The organism is Bradyrhizobium sp. 18BD, assembly GCF_054185225.1.
In genome coordinates, this window is record NZ_JAVAYL010000035.1 from 15,730 (window position 1) to 35,811 (window position 20,082).

At 64.3% G+C, this 20,082-nt stretch carries 20 protein-coding genes; 4 read left to right on the forward strand and 16 right to left on the reverse strand.

Annotated elements, in window-relative coordinates; all coding sequences use genetic code 11:
* Positions 1-18: 18 nt before the first annotated feature.
* A complete protein-coding gene (locus RAD16_RS38975) occupies positions 19-1,827 on the reverse strand; it encodes an arylsulfatase (protein ID WP_458163172.1) in 1,809 nt (602 codons plus the stop codon).
* A gap of 10 nt (positions 1,828-1,837) precedes the next feature.
* Positions 1,838-2,851 carry a formylglycine-generating enzyme family protein gene (locus RAD16_RS38980; RefSeq protein WP_458163173.1) on the reverse strand — a complete coding sequence of 338 codons (1,014 nt, stop codon included), beginning with the start codon at positions 2,849-2,851 and terminating at the stop codon, positions 1,838-1,840.
* Between the two features lie 502 nt (positions 2,852-3,353).
* On the opposite strand from RAD16_RS38980, the gene RAD16_RS38985 reads away from it, so the two are divergent.
* On the forward strand, positions 3,354-4,337 hold the full coding sequence (locus tag RAD16_RS38985) for a helix-turn-helix domain-containing protein (protein ID WP_458163174.1): 984 nt from the start codon (positions 3,354-3,356) through the stop codon (positions 4,335-4,337).
* Positions 4,338-4,457: 120 nt separating this feature from the next.
* Here the strand turns inward: RAD16_RS38985 and RAD16_RS38990 are convergent, their stop codons facing one another.
* The 10 genes from RAD16_RS38990 to rpoZ all read right to left on the reverse strand — a co-directional run bounded on the left by RAD16_RS38990 (position 4,458) and on the right by rpoZ (position 12,979).
* Positions 4,458-4,736: a hypothetical protein gene (locus RAD16_RS38990; RefSeq protein WP_458163175.1), complete on the reverse strand. Its 279-nt coding sequence runs from the start codon at positions 4,734-4,736 to the stop codon at positions 4,458-4,460.
* A 98-nt stretch (positions 4,737-4,834) separates the two neighbouring features.
* Positions 4,835-5,587: a DNA repair protein RecO gene (recO, locus tag RAD16_RS38995; RefSeq protein ID WP_458163176.1), complete on the reverse strand. Its 753-nt coding sequence runs from the start codon at positions 5,585-5,587 to the stop codon at positions 4,835-4,837.
* A 138-nt stretch (positions 5,588-5,725) separates the two neighbouring features.
* On the reverse strand, positions 5,726-6,106 hold the full coding sequence (locus RAD16_RS39000) for a hypothetical protein (protein WP_458163177.1): 381 nt from the start codon (positions 6,104-6,106) through the stop codon (positions 5,726-5,728).
* Positions 6,107-6,127: 21 nt separating this feature from the next.
* Positions 6,128-7,054 (reverse strand): GTPase Era, encoded by a 927-nt coding sequence (era, locus tag RAD16_RS39005; protein ID WP_458163178.1) that lies wholly within the window; start codon positions 7,052-7,054, stop codon positions 6,128-6,130.
* Complete coding sequence (gene rnc / locus RAD16_RS39010) at positions 7,044-7,865, reverse strand: ribonuclease III (RefSeq protein WP_458163179.1); 822 nt, start codon at positions 7,863-7,865, stop codon at positions 7,044-7,046. The genes era and rnc overlap by 11 nt, the downstream gene beginning before the upstream one ends.
* Positions 7,862-8,626, reverse strand: a complete 765-nt coding sequence (gene lepB / locus RAD16_RS39015; RefSeq protein ID WP_326900025.1) for a signal peptidase I — start codon at positions 8,624-8,626, stop codon at positions 7,862-7,864. The genes rnc and lepB overlap by 4 nt, the downstream gene beginning before the upstream one ends.
* 249 nt (positions 8,627-8,875) lie before the next feature.
* Positions 8,876-9,295 (reverse strand): holo-ACP synthase, encoded by a 420-nt coding sequence (gene acpS, locus RAD16_RS39020; protein WP_458163180.1) that lies wholly within the window; start codon positions 9,293-9,295, stop codon positions 8,876-8,878.
* Entirely contained in the window at positions 9,292-10,044 is a 753-nt protein-coding gene (locus tag RAD16_RS39025; protein ID WP_458163182.1) for a pyridoxine 5'-phosphate synthase, read from the reverse strand. The genes acpS and RAD16_RS39025 overlap by 4 nt, the downstream gene beginning before the upstream one ends.
* A 45-nt stretch (positions 10,045-10,089) precedes the next feature.
* Positions 10,090-12,375 (reverse strand): RelA/SpoT family protein, encoded by a 2,286-nt coding sequence (locus RAD16_RS39030; RefSeq protein ID WP_458163184.1) that lies wholly within the window; start codon positions 12,373-12,375, stop codon positions 10,090-10,092.
* A gap of 211 nt (positions 12,376-12,586) precedes the next feature.
* On the reverse strand, positions 12,587-12,979 hold the full coding sequence (gene rpoZ / locus RAD16_RS39035) for a DNA-directed RNA polymerase subunit omega (RefSeq protein WP_008133017.1): 393 nt from the start codon (positions 12,977-12,979) through the stop codon (positions 12,587-12,589).
* Between the two features lie 329 nt (positions 12,980-13,308).
* Between rpoZ and RAD16_RS39040 the strand changes: the two genes are divergently transcribed.
* Positions 13,309-13,956 (forward strand): LabA-like NYN domain-containing protein, encoded by a 648-nt coding sequence (locus tag RAD16_RS39040; protein WP_018644573.1) that lies wholly within the window; start codon positions 13,309-13,311, stop codon positions 13,954-13,956.
* On the forward strand, positions 13,937-14,611 hold the full coding sequence (locus RAD16_RS39045) for a uracil-DNA glycosylase (protein WP_458163187.1): 675 nt from the start codon (positions 13,937-13,939) through the stop codon (positions 14,609-14,611). The genes RAD16_RS39040 and RAD16_RS39045 overlap by 20 nt, the downstream gene beginning before the upstream one ends.
* Here the strand turns inward: RAD16_RS39045 and RAD16_RS39050 are convergent.
* The 4 genes from RAD16_RS39050 to dapA form a co-directional block, all read right to left on the reverse strand.
* On the reverse strand, positions 14,608-15,189 hold the full coding sequence (locus RAD16_RS39050) for a peroxiredoxin (protein WP_458163189.1): 582 nt from the start codon (positions 15,187-15,189) through the stop codon (positions 14,608-14,610). The genes RAD16_RS39045 and RAD16_RS39050 overlap by 4 nt on opposite strands.
* 4 nt (positions 15,190-15,193) lie before the next feature.
* Positions 15,194-15,667, reverse strand: coding sequence for an SsrA-binding protein SmpB (gene smpB, locus RAD16_RS39055; protein ID WP_326900012.1), 474 nt, complete (start codon positions 15,665-15,667; stop codon positions 15,194-15,196).
* Between the two features lie 73 nt (positions 15,668-15,740).
* The gene (gene mscL / locus RAD16_RS39060) at positions 15,741-16,181 is read right to left on the reverse strand and encodes a large conductance mechanosensitive channel protein MscL (protein WP_458163191.1); all 441 of its coding nucleotides are present in this window, start codon (positions 16,179-16,181) and stop codon (positions 15,741-15,743) included.
* 26 nt (positions 16,182-16,207) lie between these two features.
* Positions 16,208-17,098: a 4-hydroxy-tetrahydrodipicolinate synthase gene (gene dapA / locus RAD16_RS39065; RefSeq protein WP_458163193.1), complete on the reverse strand. Its 891-nt coding sequence runs from the start codon at positions 17,096-17,098 to the stop codon at positions 16,208-16,210.
* 295 nt (positions 17,099-17,393) lie between these two features.
* On the opposite strand from dapA, the gene RAD16_RS39070 reads away from it, so the two are divergent.
* Entirely contained in the window at positions 17,394-19,817 is a 2,424-nt protein-coding gene (locus RAD16_RS39070; RefSeq protein WP_458163195.1) for a transglycosylase SLT domain-containing protein, read from the forward strand.
* Positions 19,818-20,082: the final 265 nt, after the last annotated feature.

Sequence of the window (20,082 nt, forward strand, 5' to 3'; positions counted from 1 at the left end):
CATCACGAAGGGCCAGTGTCAGCGGCCCTGCGTCTGCTCCAGAATGATCCGGTTCAGATTGGTCCGGACCTTCTCCATGTCGATGCCCTCGACGAGCGCCTTCTTCTGCTTGATGCCGTCCATCATGCTTTCCATGATGTTCGCGGGATTGAAGCTCGGCGGGAAGGAGCGCGGCGGGAAATCCTTGAAGGTCGCGACGAACTGGAAGACGTCATCCATCGCGCCGTAGACCGCACCGACATGATTGATCTGCCAATCCCAGAAGGTGTTGGAGGTGATATCCGCCCGCTCGAACGGGTCCTGCATCAGGTTGAAGATCTTCTGCAGGCGCAGCGTCGTGAACGGCTCGGCCCACACGCCCATCGTGCCTTGCAACCGTTGCTCGGAGAAAACGTACTTCTCGTCGCCCTTGCGCATCGAGACGAGCAGGCCGTCGTCGTCCGAGTAGAAGAAGATCCGGCGAGCACTCTTCGTCCCGTTGTTGTTGGCGGCGCTGCCGCTGACATTGCGCAGGAACGCCGACTGGTCGTAGCCGTCGAGATGGACCTTGTAGTTGATGCCGTTGGCGGTGTAGCCGGCCTTCAGCTTGTTGACGATGTCGGGTTCGCCGGCGATCGCGCACAGGGTCGGAATCCAGTCATTGTGGCTCATCAGCTCGTTGCTGACCGTGCCGGGCTTGACGTTGCCCGGCCAGCGCACCAGGCACGGCACGCGGAAAGCGCCCTCCCAGTTGGTGTTCTTCTCCGAGCGGAACCAGGTCATGGCACCATCGGGCCAGGTGTTCATGTGGGGACCGTTGTCGGTGGAATAGACCACGATGGTGTTGTTCGCGATCCCCATGTCGTCGAGCGCCTTGAGCAGATTGCCGACGATGTCGTCGTGCTCCATCATGCCGTCGATATATTCGCTGTTGCCATGGGTGTAGCGGCCGCGGTGATCGGTGCGCACATGGGTGCGCAGATGCATGCGGGTCGAGTTGAACCAGACGAAGAACGGCTTGCCCGCGGCCTGCTGCCGCTTCATGTAATCGATCGCTGCGGCCGAGGTCTCGTCGTCGATGGTTTCCATGCGCTTCTTGGTGAGCGCGCCGGTATCCTCGATGGTCTGCTTGCCAATCTTGCCGAAGCGCGGATCGACCGTGGGGTCGTCGACATCGGTCGCCTTGCAGCGCAGGACGCCGCGTGGACCGAACTTGGCCCTGTAGGCCGGGTCCTTCGGATAGTCCGGCAGTTCCGGCTCTTCCTCCGCGTTCAGATGGTAGAGGTTGCCGAAGAACTCATCGAATCCATTGACGGTCGGCAATGATTCATTGCGATCGCCGACGTGGTTCTTGCCGAACTGGCCGGTGGCGTAGCCGAGGTTCTTGAGCAGGCCACCTATCGATGGATCCAGCTGGCTCATGCCCATCGGCGCACCGGGAAACCCGACCTTGGTCAGCCCGGTGCGGATGCCGTGCTGGCCGGTAAGGAACGCAGCGCGGCCGGCGGTGCAGGACTGCTCGCCGTAGTAATGCTGCATCTTCAGGCCCTCGCGGGCGATGCGGTCGATGTTCGGGGTCTCGTAGCCCATCAGTCCGTTGGAATAGGCGCTGATATTGGCAATGCCGATATCGTCGCCCCAGATGATCAGGATGTTGGGCTTTCCTCCGGCCGCCGCAGGACTTGCTGCCGGTGCTGGAGATGGCGCGGCCTTCTGCGCTTGCGCCAATGCTTCCGAGGTCAATGTCGCTGCGGCGACGATGGAGGATGTTCCCAACAGGAGGTTTCGACGATTGATCGGCTGGTCAGTTGCGGACTGGTTGTTATTGTTCTCCAACTCGCTGCTCATGCGATACTCCCTACGTTGCAGCAAATCCTTCTTGTTGATCACGGTTGGCGGGAGGCATGCGCACCACACACCTGAATCCAACATGGCTCGTCGAGGTATCGACCGGCTCAGCGTGGCGGGCGGCGGGGCGATAGCGGCGGCAATAGTTCGGCGCGCAAAGATGCGAGCCGCCCTTCAAGACTTTCCGCGGGATTCGTATGTCGGGTTGACATGGATCAAAGCTCGCCTCTTCGCGCCCGCCGCGGGGATTGCGCGGAATGCAGCACGGCTTTGCAGCGTCCGCATGGTGCTTCGACGACCACCAGTCCGAGGTCCACTCCCAGACATTGCCGATCAGGTCGTAGAGGCCGTAGCCGTTGGGCGGAAAGGCCATGACCGGCGAGGTACGCTCGAACCCATCCTCGCCGAGATTCTGGACGGGAAAATTCCCTTGCCAGATATTGGCCATATGCTTGCCGCCCGGCATCAGTGCGTCGCCCCAGGCGAACTCCTCGCCGTCGAGACCGCCGCGCGCGGCGAATTCCCACTCCGCCTCCGTCGGCAGCTCCTTGCCGGCCCAGCGCGCGTAGGCACATGCGTCGCTAAAGGAGACGTGGACGACGGGGTGATCGTCGAGACCCTTGATGTTGCTGCCGGGGCCGTAAGGATGGCGCCAATTGGCGCCGCGCATGAAGGACCACCATTGGCTCCAATCCGTGAGATCGGTGATGCGCGGCAGCGGCGAGAACACCAGCGATCCCGCGTAGAGCATCTCCTTCAGCGCGCCGGGATAGTCCTTGGGGTCGGGGACGATCTGCGCTTCCGTGACATGGCCGGTCGCGTTGACGAATTGCTTGAACTGCCGGTTGGTGACCGGCGTGCGGTCGATCCAGAAGCCGTCGACGCCGACACGATGGCTCGGCGCCTCCTCGGGATAATGATGATCGGATCCCATGCGGAAAGTGCCGCCGGAAATGAAGACCATCTCGCCGGTCTTCACATCATCCGGCAACCACTCGCAGTGACCCGTGCTCGCCCGCAGCATGGTGCAAACTCCGATGCGCGCATTCAACCAGTGCTACGGCGCGGATTTGGCAGCGGCCGACGACGGCAATTTATTGCCCGGCGCATTGGACGCATTGTCCGGTCCCCTATTTTTTTGGCGCTGCGGGAGACGCAGACGCCTCATTGCGTCAGTATCACTTTCCCTTCGGGCGCACGTTCTCGAGCACACGGCAGAACCCACCGTGCGCGCCTGCCATCCGCAGGGCGCATCCGCTTGATATCGCTAAGGTTGCAAACGGTATCCGAAGAATGGTCGGCTGTGATGTGCAGTTTGTGCCAGCACGCCGCCCCGATCGGTGAGGCTTAACGACACATGTCAGAAGTCTCTCAATCCCCAGCGTTGCGTGCGCCCGGCTCGGGTCAAATTCGGCGATCATTTGCCTCAAAACGCGAAGTCAAACTCTCGCTCCCACTTCGCGTTGTGGTGGTATGTTACTGTCACCTGCCCCAGAATTGTCGCGCTTGAGTAACAGGGTACAGCCATGGGGCAGTTCCTTCTGGTCGATTCGCGGAAGCTCGACGGGTTCGAGGGCCTTCATCAGGCCGTGCACGGCTCTCACGTCGATGTCATGCAGCTTGGACGCGGGCGCCTGCGCGGGACACTGTCGCATGTCGGCATCGGCGACTTCTCGCTCAGCATCGGTGCCTTCAACGTCGGCATGCGCACGCAGCGCACCTCCAGCGACAACAAGCTCATCATCGGGATGCTGCTGGCGGCCGAGCAGCGCGTCGCGCACTGGTCGTTCGACATGCAGCTCAACGACGTGCTCGTGATTCCGCCGCTGCTCGAGCATGACGGCGTCTTTCACGGCGCATCCGCTTACGCGGCGATGCGCTTCGACCTCGATGAGGTGACGTCATTGTTCGGCGGGGAAGCGCGTCTGAGCGATCCCGACACGTGGCGCAGCCGCGGTCATTTCCGGGCGGATCTCGTCACCGGCTCGGCGGCCTCGCGCCGTCTCGTCCAGATCATGTCCCATCTGCGCACCCACAAGCTCAGCCTGACGCCGTCGACCGCTGATTTCTGGAAGCGAATGATCGTCGAATGCATGGCGGCCAACGTCATCTCGTCATTGCCGCCCGACGACAGCGGCTGGCTTCCTTCAGCGAGGCGCCTGATCCGCAGGGTCGAGGAATATCTGGACGAGGCCGGATCGCGGCCGGTGCATGTGTCCGAGATCTGCGCCACGTTCGGCGTGTCGCGCCGTACGCTGCATCGCGCGTTTCAGGAGGTGTTCGGGCTCGGGCCGGTCACCTTCCTGCGTCACAAGCGCCTGTGCACCATCCACTCCATCTTGCGGCAGAGCGCGCCAGGCTCGACCACGGTGGCCGCGGTCGCCATGCAGCAGGGTTTTTACGAGCTCGGACGCTTCTCCCAGTATTACTTTACAATGTTTGGGGAGCACCCGTCGCAGACCTTGGGTATATCGCTCCCGTTCGCGGAAGGCAGACGCGCCCAAGCCTAGCTCCGTTCGCGTCCGCAGATGAAGCGGCGAGCGGACATGCCCACGCACAATGATCTCCACCGCGCCGCCTGGCTCAACGTTGGGGACGATCGATGGAGATCTGCGGATCTCTCGCGGCGGCTATTGTCCGGCCCAACCCGCCGTCACGGGCGGCTGAGTCTTGGCCTGCGCCGGCGCCGGCATATTGGTCACACAGCGGCGGGCCGCCTCGATCTCGGCCTCGGTGGCTCCGTGGGATCGCGCCCATGTCTCTGCGGCCGCGGCGGAATATTTGGCAACATAGTACCGCACGACGGTGCAGGAGGCGCGACGAAACAGGCCCGGCTGCGGCTCACCGGCCGTCGCATCAGGCGCAAATGCAAGCAGCGCTGCCGAGAGCGCAAATCCCCGGATCATCATTGAGACTGTCCCCGTTGTGGAACCTGCCCCGCGCCAACGCGAATGGGTAGATTTGTTTCCGGGGGAACGGTATGCCGTCAGGCAAGGCAGAGAGGCGTTCACGGCGCCGGAAGTGCCGCCTTGGCCTGCTGTCGCGTCAGGGCGTTGATGAAGCCGGCGCGCGCGTCGGAATGGCCCTGGCCCCGCGGCTCCAGCACATGGCGCAGCAGGAACAGACCGGTCAGCCGAAAGCCGTCCTGGAGATCCTGCTCGGTGAGTTCGGTCGCGGTCTCGCCGTGACGCAGGAAGGGTGGCAACCGCAGCAGCCGGTCGCGCCACGGCTCGCCGGCGCCGCGCGATACCGCGCCGCCGGATTTGGGCGAGACGTAGATCAGATCCGTGGTCTCCCCCGTCACCGCACAATTCTCCAGCGCGAGCCCGAAGCCGAGCTCGGCGAGCATCGCCAGCTCGAAATGGATGAGATGCACGGCGGCGCTGCCGATGTCGTCGAAATCGTCGAGCGAATGTTCGAGCAGCGAAAAGATCGCCTCGTGCGGGTCGCGCTCCGGCAGCAACCGCGCGATCGAAGCGAGATGAGTGACGCCGTAGACGCCATGGGACGATCCCAGCAGCGTCGCCGCACGCAGCTTCAGACCTTCGATCGCATAGGTTCCGAGATGCTCGTCGAGCCGCGCCCGCCACACCGCGCTGACGCTGTTGCCCGGCTGCAGCAGCGGCCGCAGCCGCGAGCTGGCCCCGCCGCGGACAAGACCGAGGTGCCGGCCATGCGCGCGCGTCAGGAGCTCGACGATCGCACTGGATTCGCCATGCCGCCGCACACCCAGCACGATGCCTTCGTCGGTCCATTCCATGGGAGGAAGTCTAGCGCATTCCGAGAGGCCGTAGGGTCGGCAAAGCGAAGCGTGCCCACCAATTTGATCCATCGCGATCGCGGTGGGCACGGCGCGCAAGAGCGCGCCTTTGCCCACCCTACGGCACCGCGTTAAATCTCACGCGTTGAACCAGCCCTGGGCGTCGCCGGTGAAGGAGAAATACAGGCCCAATGATGTCAGCACGCAGGAGACGATCTCGATGGCGCTGTCGAGCTCCATGCCCTTCTCGCCGATGATCTGGCCGAGCGAGATCACCGACAGCACGAGGGCTGCCGCCAGCACCCAGCGCGGCCAGTTCTTACGCCAATGCGCGGCCAGCCAGACGAAATAGACCAGCAGCAGGATCATCCCGCCGGCGAGCAGCGTCGCCGTCATGATCATCTGCTCGGTCATCTCGGCATTGGGCGTGCGGTCCTGCACCGCGACCGACAAGGCATCCAGCATCAACGAGGCATAGAGCAGCGCTTCGAAGCGCCGGACATTGCTGGGTACGCTCATCGGTGACCGATCTTTTCTTGGTTATTCTTTGGGGAAGTCCAGGCCCATCTCGCGGTAGCGATCGGGATCATCGCCCCAGTTCTCGCGCACCTTGACGAACAGGAACAGATGCACCGGGACGTCCAGGATCTGCATCAGCTCTTTCCGCGAGTCCGCGCCGATCGACTTGATGGTGGCGCCGCCCTTGCCGAGCACGATCTTGCGCTGGCTTTCACGCTCGACGAAAATCGTCTGCTCGATCCGCACCGACTTGTCCTTGCGCTCCTCCCACTTGTCGGTCTCGACCGTGGACTGGTAGGGCAATTCCTGGTGCAGCTTCTGATAGATCTTTTCGCGCGTGATCTCGGCCGCCAGCTGCCGCATCGGCGCGTCCGACATCTGGTCCTCGGGGTAGAGGTACGGACCCGGCGGCACCATCTCGGCCAGCGTCGTGCGGATATCGTCGACGCCGTCGCCCGAGATCGCAGCGATCATGAAGGTCCTTGCGAACTTCATGCGCTCATTGGCGGCCTGCGCCAGCGCCAGCAGCTTCTCGCGCTGGACCAGGTCGACCTTGTTGATGACAAGGATCTTCTCGTGATTGACGCTGGCGGCCTTGGTGAGGATCGCCTCGGCCTCTTCGTCAATCCCGGTCTTGGCATCGAGCAGCACGCAGACGAGGTCGGCGTCATGCGCCCCGCTCCAGGCTGTCGAGACCATGGCGCGATCGAGCCGGCGCTTGGGTAAGAAAATGCCGGGCGTGTCGACCAGGATGATCTGCGCGTTGTTCTCGATGACGATGCCGCGGATCAGCGCGCGCGTGGTCTGCACCTTGCGCGAGACGATCGTGACCTTGGCGCCGACCAGTGCATTGACCAGCGTGGACTTGCCGACATTGGGCGCGCCGATCAGCGCGACGAAGCCGCAGCGCGTCGCGGCGGGTGCCTCACCGCTTGATTCAGCCGTCATTGCCGCCGCCAACGCCTTCACGTTCGATCATCACCGAGGCCGCCACCTTCTCCGCCGCGCGCTTGCTGCCGCCGACACCTTCCGCCGGCGCCAGTCCCGGCAGGTCCACCGCGACGCGGAACTGCGGATCGTGGTGCGGGCCGGTGCGCTCGACCTCGCGGTAAACCGGCGTCGGCAATCCCTTCCCCTGCGCCCATTCCTGCAGCACGGTCTTGGGATCGCGCAACGGACGCCGCGGCTTGTGCATGCGCTCGGTCCAATTGCGCTTGACGAACTCATCCGCCGCCGCATGGCCGCCGTCCAGGAAGATGGCGCCGATCACGGCCTCGCAGATGTCGCCGAGGATGGATTTGCGCAGGCGGGCATCGGCGCTGGAGCCGACCGAGCCGAGCTTGATGTCGTCGAGCAGACCGAGCGACTTGGCGACGTCGGCGCAGCTCTCCTTGCGCACGAGCTCGGCAAGGCGCTTGGACAGCTCGCCCTCATCGGCGTTCGGGTAGGCGTGATAGAGCATGTCGGAGACGACGAGCCCGAGCACGTGATCGCCGAGGAATTCCAGCCGCTGATAGCTGTCGCCGCGTTTACGGCCGGACTTCAGCGCCGAGACATGCGTGATCGCCTGCATCAGCAGGTTGGGATCGGCAAAGCTGTGCCCGATGCGCGCTTCGAGCGCGGCATTTGCGTCCGCCGCCTTGGCCTTGCTGCCCCGCGCCCGCTTCTTCTTCGCAGGTGTCTTTGTTGCAGCTTCGCTCTCAGGAGCGGCTTGCGCCTCGATCGATTGGGTTGCGATATCCTTGGCTTCGTCTTTCATCGGACGATTTTGAAGAAGCGATTCCAGCGCACCGACCACGGCCAGCGCCAGAACATCCAGGCATGCTCGCCTTCGCCGATGGAGAAGAAGATCATCTGGGCGCGACCGATCAGATTTTCCTGCGGCACATAACCAACCTGGCCGAGGAAGCGGCTGTCGGTGGAGTTGTCGCGGTTGTCACCCATCATGAAGAAATGGCCGGCCGGCACCGTGTAGACGTTGGTGGTGTCCATGTAGCCGTTGTCGGCGCAATCCAGCGTCTCGTAGGACACGCCGTTCGGCAGCGTCTCTTTCCAGCGCTTCACCCGCGAGATCGCGCCGCTTTCGGCGCCGCAGGGGTCCTCGCCGACATACTCGCTCATGCGCTGCCGCTCGACCGGCGTGTCGTTGATGTAGAGCAGCCCGTCGCGCATCTGGATGCGGTCGCCCGGCAGCCCGATCACGCGCTTGATATAGTCGGTCGAGTCGTCCTTGGGCAGACGAAACACGACGATGTCGCCGCGGTTCGGGTCCGAGCCCCAGATCCGCCCCGAGAACAGCGGCGGCGAGAACGGGATCGAGTAGTGGCTGTAGCCGTAAGAGTATTTCGAGACGAACAGATAGTCGCCGACCAGCAGTGTCGCCTTCATCGAGCCGGACGGGATGTTGAACGGCTGGAACAGGAAGGTGCGGATTACCAGCGCGATCAGGAGAGCGTGGATCACGACCCGGATCGTCTCGCCGACGCCGCTCTCAGTTTTCGTTCCCGAAGTCACGCTCATTGCTCTCTCAATTCCGGCCGGCGATCACAGAACGCCCTCCTCCCGCGAACGGCCCACCGGCTCGCGGCTCAAGGAGTTTGTCCTGATTCTGATAGTGAGGGCCAATTCCGGCGTAAAGCCGAATTCGCCCAGCCTGATTTGCGTCCGCGGACTTTTAGACGGTTGTCGCAAGCCACGCAATCAAGGATCGCATCAAAAACCTGTAAACCATTGATTTTCAATACAAATTATAAAACGACCATCAAACCCTCAGGGCTTGGCCAGCGGGACGGCGGAAATGATCACGAAGGCCTGCGCCAACGGCCAGTCATCGGTGATCGACAGGTCGATCTGGGCCTCATATCCCTCCGGCGTCATGGCCTGGAGCCGGGCCAGCGCCCCCCCGGTCAGCCGCATCGACGGCCGGCCCCCGGGCAGGTTGACCACCCCCATGTCGCGCCACCAGACGCCCTGCCTGATGCCGGTGCCGAGCGCCTTGGAGCAGGCCTCCTTGGCGGCAAAGCGCTTGGCGTAGGTCGCGACCACCATCCGCTCGTTCTTGGCCCGCCGCTCCGCCTTGGCGCGCTCGGCCGGCGTGAAGATGCGGTCCAGGAAGCGCTCGCCGTGGCGCTCCATCACCTTGCCGACGCGGGTGATGTCGATCAGGTCTGAACCGATGCCGATGATCATGCCCGGCTCCGGCCGCGGTCCATCGCCGCGCGCATGCTGCGGACGGTCTCGGCAAGACCCACGAACAGCGCCTCGCCGATCATGTAGTAGCCGATGTTCAGTTCCATGATCTCGGGCAGGCCTGCGATCTTCTCCGCCGTGGCGTAGTCGAGCCCGTGGCCGGCATGAACTTCCAGCCCCGCGGCCTTCGCCAGCTTCACGCCTGCAACGATCCGCTTCCACTCGGCCTCGGCCTTGTCGGTGTGGCCGTCGACCACCGCGTCGCACCAGGCGCCGGTGTGGATCTCGATCACGGGCGCACGCAGCCGCGCCGCCATCTCGATCTGCGCAGGGTCCGCGGCGATGAACAACGAGACCCGGATACCGGCATCGTTCAGCCGCGCGATGTGGGGCGCGAGGGCATTGTGCTGGCCGACCACGTCGAGCCCGCCTTCGGTCGTCACCTCCTGACGGCGCTCCGGCACCAGGCACACCGCATGCGGCTTGGTCGCGAGCGAGATCCGCATCATGTCGTCGGTCGCCGCCATCTCGAAATTGAGCGGCTTGGAGATTTCGGCCTTCAGCCGCGCCATGTCCTCGTCGCGGATGTGCCGGCGGTCCTCGCGCAAATGGGCGGTGATGCCGTCGGCGCCGGCCTCGATCGCCAGCAGCGCGGCGCGCACCGGATCGGGATGGCGGCCACCGCGTGCGTTACGGACGGTTGCGACATGGTCGATATTGACGCCGAGGCGGAGCGGAGAAGCGGGCATTTCAGGACTCACGAAATCGGAGAGACAGACGACTACGATAGACGCCTATCCATTAACACGTTCGACTTTGGCGACGACCGCCTTGGCGCGCAACTGGGCCAGGATCGCGCTCAAATGCTTCAGATCATAGACCTCGAGGTCGATCGTCGTCTCGGTGAAGTCCGGCGAGCGGCGCTGCATGCTGATATTGTCGATGTTGCCGTCGTGCTCGGCGATCACGGTGGCGATCTGCGCCAGCGCGCCGGGCTCGTTGACGTTCTCGACCTTGATGCGTGCCGGGAAGCGCTGCGGCGCGGAGTCCTCGATGTCCCAGCGGACGTCGAGCCAGCGCTCCGGCTCCTCCTCGAAATCCTTCAGCGCCGGCGCCTGGATCGGATAGATCGTGATCCCCTCGCCCGGCGTGACGATGCCGACGATGCGGTCGCCAGGCACGGCGCCGCCATTCGGGGCGAACTTTACCGGCAGGTCGGCATTGTTGCCACCGATGGGAATCGCAACCGGGCTGCGCGACGGCTCCGGCGCCTTCTCCTTGAGCTTGGCGGCAAGCCCCTTCTTGACGCCGTAGCGCGCGATACGCTCTTCCTTGTAGTCGGGATACATCGCACGCGCGACGTGGGAGGCCTTGATCTCGCCGCGCCCCACAGCCGCCATGACGTCCTCGATCGAGGTGCGCGCGAGCCGCGGCAGCGCGCCCTTGAGCTTGTCGTCGGCGTATTCGATCTTGGCGCGCTCGAACAGGCGCTCGACGATGCGCCGGCCGAGGCCGACATATTGGTCGCGCACCGCGGTGCGCGTGGCGCGGCGGATCGCGGCGCGCGCCTTGCCGGTGACCGCGAGCGTCTCCCAGGCCGACGGCGGCGCCGATTGCGCCTCCGAGGTCAGCACCTCGACCTCGTCGCCGTTCTGCAGCTCCGAGGACAGCGGCGCGAACTTGCCGTTGATCTTGCAGCCGACGGCACTGTTGCCGACGTCGGTATGCACCGCATAGGCAAAGTCGATCACGTTGGCATGGCGCGGCAGCGCGATCAGCTTGCCCTTCGGGGTGAAGCAGAACACCTGGTCGTGGAACAGCTCGAGCTTGGTGTGCTCGAGGAATTCTTCCGGGTTCGCGCTCTCCGAGAGGATGCCGATGGTGTGGCGCAGCCAGGCGAACGCGTTGGACTCGCGCTTGAGGAATTCGGTCGGTGAGCCGACGCCTTCCTTGTAGAACACGTGCGCAGCGATGCCGCGCTCGGCGATCTGATCCATCGCCTCGGTGCGGATCTGCAGCTCGACACGCTGGTTGCCGGGACCGATCACCGTGGTGTGGATCGAGCGGTAGTCGTTCTGCTTCGGCGTCGAGATGTAGTCCTTGAAGCGCCCCGGCACGACCGGCCAGGTGGTGTGGACGATGCCGAGCGCGCGGTAGCAGGCCTCGATGTCGTTGACGACGACGCGGAAGCCGAAGATGTCGGACAGCTGCTCGAAGCCGACCGACTTGCGCTCCATCTTGGTCCAGATCGAAAACGGCTTCTTGCGGCGGCCATAGACCCGCGCGCCCAGGCCGCGGTGGCGCAGATTGTTGGAGAGCTGGTCCTCGATCTCGCCGATCAGATTGCGGTTGCGCTCGGCGAGCGCATCGAGGCGCTGCATCACCACCGAATAGGCTTCGGGATCGAGGGTGCGGAAGGACAAATCCTCCAGCTCCTCGCGCATCTGCTGCATGCCCATGCGCCCGGCCAGCGGCGCGTAGATGTCGAGCGTCTCCTCGGCGATGCGGCGGCGCGATTCGGTCGGCACGAAGTCGAGCGTGCGCATGTTGTGCAGGCGGTCGGCGAGCTTGACCAGCAGCACGCGGACATCGTCGGCAATGGCCAGCAACAATTTGCGCAGGTTCTCGGCCTGCTTGGCCTCGCGCGACACCAGCTCCAGCCGCTTCAGCTTGGTCAGGCCCTCGACCAGCGCGCCGATCTCGGAGCCGAAGATCTGGTCGATCTCGGCCCGCGTCGCCTCGGTGTCCTCGATCGTGTCGTGCAGTAGCGCGGCCACGATGGTGGCGTCGTCGAGCTTGAGGTCAGTGAGAATCGCCGCCACTTCGAGCGGGTGCGAGAAGTACGGATCGCCCGAGGCGCGCGTCTGCGAGCCGTGCGCCTTCATGGCGTAGACATAGGCGCGATTCAGCAGGTCTTCGTTGGTGTTGGGATTGTAGGACCGGACGCGCTCGACGAGGTCATATTGCCGCATCATACGCGCGCGCGGCTTGGCCGGACGGGTTACCGGCGCAGTCGGGGCCACGGCAACCGATTCGGTTGCGGCCAGCATCTGCGTTGATCTCCGGCGCCGATACACCATGCCATTCCTGCCTTCAAACGGACCACCAGTCGGTCCGTTGTATACATCTTAGCGCCGATCGCGCGTGCGTCCGATCAATTCGATGACAGGTGCACGCAGCGAAGCGGCAACGCTATGGTAACCACGAAAACGCCAACAAAAGCAAAGGCCCGAACGCGGGTTCGGGCCTTTGATAAGATCACAAGAAGTCGACGACTGCGATGGACGATTTTTACTCGTCTTCCTCGGGCTGCTCTTCCGGCGGCGCGAGGCCCTCGAGACCCTTCAGGAGCTCCTCTTCGGTCATGCGCTCGACGGCAACTTCGGTATCGTCCGCATCGACGCTGGCGCCGGCGGAACCGATCAGCGGCACGGTGTCGGGCTCGGGCTCGTCCACCTCGACGAACTTCTGGAGCGAGTGCACCAGCTCCTCGCGGAGGTCCTCCGGCGAGATGGTCGTGTCAGCAATTTCACGCAAAGACACAACAGGGTTCTTGTCGTTATCGCGGTCAACCGTTAGTTGTGAACCGGACGAAATCATGCGGGCACGGTGGGCGGCCAGCAGGACCAGGTCAAACCGGTTGTCGACCTTGTCGATACAATCTTCTACGGTGACGCGAGCCATGGACTGTCGCTCCGTTGTGGGTGGGACGAAATATGTGGATGATTGGGGCTAGTTATAGGGGCCGGGGCGGTTTCGCAAGGCTAATTTGTGATTTGGCCTCGCCAAACGGCTCTGCTACCTCCACATTGGGGCTGGGATGGGTGGTTTCCCGGGGGGCCATTGTGGCCGCGGCCGGGTGTATGCAGGTCCGCCATAACTATACCTTGATTGCCCCGACTTCTCCGGATTTGCGGTTTCGACGGGCTTCGGCGGCAATTTAGGACTGCGCGGCTTGCTATGGCCGTGCCAACAATAAACGATCAATCACGACCACTACGCGAGCAAACTGAATGTCACCTTCTCCTACCAACAAGATCGCGCTCTTCATCGACGGGGCCAATCTCTACGCGACGGCGAAAACTCTGGGCTTCGATATCGATTACAAGCGCCTGCTGAAGGAGTTTCAGAGCCGCGGGACCCTGCTCCGGGCGTTCTACTACACCGCCATCATCGAGGATCAGGAATACTCCTCGATCCGCCCGCTGATCGACTGGCTGGACTACAACGGCTACACCGTCGTCACCAAGGCGACCAAGGAGTTCATCGACGCCTCCGGCCGCCGCAAGGTCAAGGGCAATATGGACATCGAGCTCGCCGTGGACGCCATGGAGCTCGCCGAGCACATCGACCAGATGGTGCTGTTCTCCGGTGACGGCGACTTCCGCTCCCTGGTCGAGGCCGTCCAGCGCCGCGGCGTCCGGGTGACCGTGGTCTCCACCATCGCCAGCCAGCCGCCGATGATCGCCGACGAGCTGCGCCGCCAGGCCGACGTCTTCACCGATCTCGTCGAGCTGCAGTCCAAGCTCGGCCGCGACCCCTCCGAACGCCCCGCCCCGCGTGACCGCGGCGAGCGTGGCGAGGGACGCCATCACGCTCCGCAGTTCCTCCAGCGCGCAACCACGATGGCGCCGAGGGGCGATGACGACTTCGAGGAGTGAGGCGGCCCGGTCAAGCCACCCGGCCCCCACTCTCGTTCCCGACCGTGACTGTCCGCTCTGTCCGCGCCTGGTCGCCTTTCGCGAGGCGAACCGCGCGCGCGAGCCGCTATGGCATAATGCTCCGGTCGCCCCCTTCGGCGATATCAAGGCGCGGCTGCTGATCGTCGGCCTTGCGCCCGGCATGCAGGGCGCCAACCGCACCGGCCGCCCCTTCACCGGCGACTATGCCGGCGACCTGCTCTACGCCACGCTGCTCGAATACGGCTTCGCCAAGGGTAGCTATCAGGCGCGGCCCGACGACGGCCTGAAGCTGGTCGACTGCCGCATCGCCAATGCCGTGCATTGCGTTCCACCACAGAACAAGCCGCTGCCGGTCGAGATCAACACCTGTCGCCAGTTCCTCGTCGCCAATCTCGAGACGATGCCAAAGCTGCGCGCGATCATTGCGCTCGGGCGGATTGCGCATGACAGCGTGCTCAAGCCGCTGAAGCTGAAGGCCTCGCAAGCCCCCTTCGGCCACGGCGCAGTGCATCAGGCCGGCCCGTTCAAGCTCTACGACAGCTATCATTGCTCACGCTACAACACGAACACCGGCGTGCTGACGCCGGACATGTTCCGCTCGGTGTTCGCGAAGGTGAAGGCCGATCTCGACTAGGCTTTGGCTGGATTGGCCTTGAGCCAGTCGAGCACGTCGCCGGCGTTCCGATCGGGCGGGAACACCGGATAGAACACCTGCGTGATCCTGGCGTTGTCGACGATCAGCGCGAGGCGCTTGATCAGCGTGAGGCCCGCGACCTCCATGGTCGGCAGATTGAGGGCGCGCGTGAGCGCCAGCTTCTCGTCCGACAGCACCGGGAACGGCAAATGCAGCCGCGAGGCCATCTCCGTCTGGTATTCGTTGCTCTGGGTCGAGAGACCAAACACCTGCGAAGCACCGGCCGCCTTCAGCTCGGCGAACAGATCCCGAAACGCGCAGGTCTGCGGCGTGCCCCCCCGTGCGCCCGGGATCATGTCCCAGTCGTCGACCAGCGAGATCTTTCCGGGCTCGCCGGTGCGAGGATAGGCGAACACCACGGTGCGGCCCGGGAGCGCCGACAGATCGACCGAGGTGTCATCGGTCGCGAGCAGGCTGATCGCAGGCAGCGTCAGGCCTTTCAGATGCGCAGCGCCGCCATCGTCAGCGGGTGCGGGGATCTGGCTCCAATCGACCTCGAACAGGTTCTTCTGATTCATCTCGCTATCCCCTTGCCCGCAGCAGGCGGCCCTTCTCGCGACTCCAGTCGCGCTTCTTCTCGGACTCGCGCTTATCGTGCAGCTTCTTGCCCTTCGCAACCGCGAGCTGCAGCTTGGCCCGGCCACGCTCATTGAAATAGAGCTTGAGCGGGATCAGTGTCATGCCCTCGCGGTCGACCGCGCCCATCAGCTTGTTGATCTGGCGGCGATGCAGCAGCAGCTTTCGCGGCCGCTTGGGCTCGTGATTGAAGCGGTTGCCCTGGAGATATTCGGGAATGGTGGCGTTGATCAGCCAGATCTCGCCGTCCTTGGAGTCGGCGTAAGATTCCGCGATCGTGCTCTTGCCGGTGCGGATCGACTTCACCTCGGTGCCGGTCAGCGCAATGCCCGCCTCGATCGTATCCTCGATCGCATAGTTGAAGCGGGCCTTGCGATTTTCCGCCATGACCTTGATCGGACGTTCGTTCTTATCGGCCATGACCTACAAAACCTGGACAACAAACCTGATCGAGTTGCGCGGCAAAGCTAACAGTTTGGATGAAGCGCGCGCGTCACTTCTTGAGGAGATCGCGGATCTCGGTCAGCAGCACGACCTCCTCCGACGGCTTAGCCGGCTCCGCGGGCTTGGTCTCTTCCTTGCGCTTCAAGGTGTTCATGGCGCGGATCACCAGGAACAGCACGAAGGCGACGATGATGAAGTTGATCGTTAGCGTCAGGAAGCTGCCGTAAGCAAGCACTGCGCCTTGCTTTTTCGCATCCGCTAAGTTGGTGGCGGTCACCGCCTTCGACAAGGGGACGTAGTAGTTCGAGAAGTCGAGGCCGCCGGTCGCAGCGCCGATGATCGGCATGATGATGTCGCCGACCAGCGACGTGACGATGGCGCCGAAGGCCGCGCCGATGATGACGCCGACCGCGAGATCGACGACATTGCCCTTCATGGCGAATTCCCGAAACTCCTTGAGCATCCGCGTGCCCTTTTCCTCGACGCTCATGAACGGCTCCCCGGTCGGCTAACCCATCAGTTGATCAGCCCAGCGTGCACCATCGCGCTGCGCACGGCAGCGCGGGTCGGCTCGGAGACCGGAACCATCGGCAACCGCAGCGTCTCGTCGAGCTTGCCGATCAGCGACATCGCGTACTTGATCGGCGCCGGATTGCTTTCGATGAAGAGGTTGTTGTGCAGCGGCATCAGCTTGTCGTGGATCGCGAGCGCCGCCTTGGTGTCGCCCTTCGCCCACGCGGCCTGGAACTCTGAACACAGGCGCGGCGCGACGTTCGAGGTCACCGAGATGCAGCCGTGGCCGCCATGCGCCATGTAGCCGAGAATGGTGGCGTCCTCGCCGGAGAGCTGGTTGAAGTCCTCGCCCATCGCGGCGCGCTGCTGCGACACGCGCACCATGCTGGCGGTGGCGTCCTTGACGCCGGCGATGTTCTTCAGCTCCCACAGCCGCTTCATGGTGTCGACCGACATGTCGATCACCGAGCGCGGCGGGATGTTGTAGATGATGATCGGAATGCCGATCGCATCGTTGATCGCCTTGAAGTGCTGATACATGCCTTCCTGGGTCGGCTTGTTGTAGTACGGCGTCACGACCAGCACGGCATCCGCGCCCGCCTTCTCGGCGTGCTGGGAGAGCTCGACTGCTTCCTTGGTCGAGTTGGAGCCGGCACCGGCGATCACGGGCACGCGGCCCTTGGCTTCAGCGATGCACCATTCGACGACCTTCTTGTGCTCGTCATGGCTGAGCGTCGGGCTCTCGCCGGTGGTGCCGACCGGGACCAGGCCGTTGGTGCCCTCCGAGATCTGCCAGTTGACGAGCGAGCGGAACGCCGCCTCGTCCAGCGAGCCGTTCTTGAACGGCGTGACCAAGGCGGTGAACGAACCCCGGAATTTCGTCTTGGCTGCCATGGACTTCCTCCGTACGCGGCAATCTTGCGAGCAAGCCCCATACATATCGGGTCTATCCCGCCGGTAAAAGGGCCGCTGCCGCGTGACGCACCGTTTAGGCCGCGATTTTGCCGCGGTGCTGGTGCAAACCCGCCCGAGGTAAGCCGCTGTTGGTATTTTGTCCGCATATTCAATCAAATACAGCCAGATCCTGTACAGCTAGGTCTTGAGCCAATTCACTGATTCGGGGCGACGAAACGCCGTGACCTCCTCTCCTCGTGCCGCCTGGCGATCCGCGGGTCTGGTTGTAAGCCTGATGGCAGGGCTGTCGGTCGGCTGCGCCGCGCTGGCCAAGTCAAACGACAAGTCCAACGAGACGCCTGCGGACAGCGCCACGGCGAAACCTGCGGCCAAAGACGCCGCGAAGGCCAAAGACACAGCCAAGGGAACCGGCAAGGACGCCACGAAGGGCGCGAGCAAGGGGGCGGCTGGCGCCTCCGCCAAGGATGCCGCGAACAAGGATGCCGCGAAGAAGCCGGCCAAGGACGCCGGCAAGGATGCTGGTAAGGACGCAGGCAAGAGCGCTGGCAAGGAACCCGGGAAGGATAAACCCAAGGACAAGCCCAAGCCTGCGGCCGCCGCGCCGAAACCGCAACCGGCCGTCAATGGCGCGTCGCCCAAGGCCGCGCCCGCCCCGGCCGTGACGGCCACGGTCAGGCCGACCGCCTCGGCGCCCGCCGCCAAACCGATCCCCGCGCCCGTGCTGGCGCCGGCGACGCGCCAGCACGCCGCGCCGCGCAAGCCGGTCACGCCCGCTGCGGTCGCCGCGACCTCGTCGACGTCGCAGGCCGACAAGGACACGCTGGAGACCGTCATCGAGCTCGTGCGCAAGCGCAAGTCGGGCGATGCCACCAATTACGCCGCCTCGATCTCGGATCCGGTCGCGCGCAAGCTTGCGGAATGGATCATCCTGCGCAGCGAGGACAATGGGGCCACCGTCGAGCGCTATCGCGCCTTCCTCTCCGCAAATCCGAGCTGGCCGTCGCAGACCTTCCTGCGCCGCCGCCTCGAGGCGGCGATGTGGGACGACAGGCGCGACGACAGCGTCGCCTGGTCCTGGTTCGAGAGCGAATCCCCGGTGTCCGCCAAGGGCCGCTTCACGCTCGCCAAGGCGATGCTGGCGCGCGGCGATCGCGCCAATGCCGAACGGCTGGTGCGCGAGGCCTGGCGCAGCGATCCGATGTCGGAAGACACCGAGAACAATGCGCTCGACCAGTTCGGCGCCCTGCTCACGCCGGGCGACCAGAAGGCGCGGATGGACACGCTGCTCTACGGCAGCGAGAACGAAGCGGCGTTGCGCGCCGCAAAGCGCCTCGGCGCCGGCTATGTCGCGCTCGCCAAGGCCCGCATCGCGTCCGTCAAGAAAGCACCGAACGCGCGCGCGCTGATCGAGGCGGTGCCGCGCGAGCTGCACAACGATCCCGGCTTCATCTTCAGCAAGATCCAGCTGCTCCGCCGCGAGGAGAAGTTTGCCGAAGCTGCGCAACTGATGCTGGCCGCGCCGAAGGATCCGAACCGGCTCTACAATCTCGACGAATGGTGGATCGAGCGGCGCCTGCTGGCGCGCAAGATGATCGACACCGAAGAATTCCGCAGCGCCTATCTGATCGCGCGCGACGCGGCGCTGCCTTCGCGCGACATCTACAAGACCGAGCAGGAGTTCACCGCGGGCTGGATCGCGCTGCGCTTCCTCAACGATCCGGCCACCGCCGCCCAGCATTTCGCCCGCATCGGCGTCGGCAGCGTCAATCCGACCACGCTGGCGCGCGCCGGCTATTGGCAGGGCCGCGCGGCGGAAGCCTCAGGCCGCCAGCAGGAGGCGCGCAACGCCTACGCGCGCGCCGCCGAGCAATCCACCAGCTATTACGGCCAGCTCGCGCGCGCAAAACTCGGCCTGCCGCAGATCGAGCTCAACAGCCAGCCGCGCGGCCGCGGCGCCGAACGGCTCGAGATCGTGCGCGCCGCGCAACTGCTCTACGAGCTCGACGAGCGCGAAATGGCGATACCGCTGCTGGCTGACATGGGCGAGAACGGCGATCCCGAAGCGCTCGTGGGCCTCGGCGAGCTGACCCAGCGCTACAGCGATGCGCGCGGCATGCTGCTGCTCGGCAAGGCCGCGCTCAACCGCGGCCTGCCGTTCGATTTCTATGCCTATCCCGTCAATGGCATTCCGCAGTTCACGCCGATCGGCCCCGAGGTCGAGCGCAGCATCGTCTACGCCATTGCGCGGCAGGAGAGCGCGTTCAATCCCTCGGTGGTCTCGCCGGCGCAGGCCTACGGGCTGATGCAGGTGACGCCGGATGCGGCGCGCTACGTCTGCAAGCGGCATGGCGCGACTTACGATCTGTCGCGGCTGAAGAACGATTCGGTCTACAACGCCACGCTCGGCTCGGCCGAGCTCGGCGGGCTGCTCGAGGATTATCGCGGCTCCTACATCATGACCTTCGCCGCCTACAATGCCGGCCGCGGCAGCGTGAAGAAGTGGGTCGACCGCTACGGCGATCCGCGCGACCCCAAGGTCGACGCGGTCGACTGGGTCGAGCTGATTCCGTTCTCCGAGACGCGCAACTACGTGCAGCGGATCATGGAGAACCTGCAGGTCTACCGCGCCCGCTTCGGCGGCGGCACGCGGTTACAGATCGAAGCTGATCTGCGCCGCGGCGCCGGCAGCGTCGAGTAACTGCCCTCTTCCCACAGCGGACCCCCGCCTCCTCAATCAGCGCAACGTCCTCAACTTCAAGACATTCTACGAGTGCCAGACCAACAGAATGGAATGAGGCTGGACGAGCGTTGAGAGCTCTTACTACTGCCGGGCCATCGACCTGAAATAAGGACAGTCTCGACGGGGACTGCAGGAGGCCGCCTCAGTTGGCGGCCTCATTCGTTTCAAGGCCACTCGAGCCGGGAGCCACCGGGAGCGCCTCCGCGCCTCATGCCTGGCGTCA

Excerpts from the sequence above, each read along its gene's own strand:
- RAD16_RS38975 (WP_458163172.1), bottom strand. The coding sequence starts at position 1,827 with ATGAGCAGCGAGTTGGAGAACAATAACAACCAGTCCGCAACTGACCAG.
- RAD16_RS38980 (WP_458163173.1), bottom strand. The coding sequence starts at position 2,851 with ATGCTGCGGGCGAGCACGGGTCACTGCGAGTGGTTGCCGGATGATGTG.
- RAD16_RS38985 (WP_458163174.1), top strand. The coding sequence starts at position 3,354 with ATGGGGCAGTTCCTTCTGGTCGATTCGCGGAAGCTCGACGGGTTCGAG.
- RAD16_RS38990 (WP_458163175.1), bottom strand. The coding sequence starts at position 4,736 with ATGATGATCCGGGGATTTGCGCTCTCGGCAGCGCTGCTTGCATTTGCG.
- recO (WP_458163176.1), bottom strand. The coding sequence starts at position 5,587 with ATGGAATGGACCGACGAAGGCATCGTGCTGGGTGTGCGGCGGCATGGC.
- RAD16_RS39000 (WP_458163177.1), bottom strand. The coding sequence starts at position 6,106 with ATGAGCGTACCCAGCAATGTCCGGCGCTTCGAAGCGCTGCTCTATGCC.
- era (WP_458163178.1), bottom strand. The coding sequence starts at position 7,054 with ATGACGGCTGAATCAAGCGGTGAGGCACCCGCCGCGACGCGCTGCGGC.
- rnc (WP_458163179.1), bottom strand. The coding sequence starts at position 7,865 with ATGAAAGACGAAGCCAAGGATATCGCAACCCAATCGATCGAGGCGCAA.
- lepB (WP_326900025.1), bottom strand. The coding sequence starts at position 8,626 with ATGAGCGTGACTTCGGGAACGAAAACTGAGAGCGGCGTCGGCGAGACG.
- acpS (WP_458163180.1), bottom strand. The coding sequence starts at position 9,295 with ATGATCATCGGCATCGGTTCAGACCTGATCGACATCACCCGCGTCGGC.
- RAD16_RS39025 (WP_458163182.1), bottom strand. The coding sequence starts at position 10,044 with ATGCCCGCTTCTCCGCTCCGCCTCGGCGTCAATATCGACCATGTCGCA.
- RAD16_RS39030 (WP_458163184.1), bottom strand. The coding sequence starts at position 12,375 with ATGGTGTATCGGCGCCGGAGATCAACGCAGATGCTGGCCGCAACCGAA.
- rpoZ (WP_008133017.1), bottom strand. The coding sequence starts at position 12,979 with ATGGCTCGCGTCACCGTAGAAGATTGTATCGACAAGGTCGACAACCGG.
- RAD16_RS39040 (WP_018644573.1), top strand. The coding sequence starts at position 13,309 with ATGTCACCTTCTCCTACCAACAAGATCGCGCTCTTCATCGACGGGGCC.
- RAD16_RS39045 (WP_458163187.1), top strand. The coding sequence starts at position 13,937 with ATGACGACTTCGAGGAGTGAGGCGGCCCGGTCAAGCCACCCGGCCCCC.
- RAD16_RS39050 (WP_458163189.1), bottom strand. The coding sequence starts at position 15,189 with ATGAATCAGAAGAACCTGTTCGAGGTCGATTGGAGCCAGATCCCCGCA.
- smpB (WP_326900012.1), bottom strand. The coding sequence starts at position 15,667 with ATGGCCGATAAGAACGAACGTCCGATCAAGGTCATGGCGGAAAATCGC.
- mscL (WP_458163191.1), bottom strand. The coding sequence starts at position 16,181 with ATGAGCGTCGAGGAAAAGGGCACGCGGATGCTCAAGGAGTTTCGGGAA.
- dapA (WP_458163193.1), bottom strand. The coding sequence starts at position 17,098 with ATGGCAGCCAAGACGAAATTCCGGGGTTCGTTCACCGCCTTGGTCACG.
- RAD16_RS39070 (WP_458163195.1), top strand. The coding sequence starts at position 17,394 with ATGGCAGGGCTGTCGGTCGGCTGCGCCGCGCTGGCCAAGTCAAACGAC.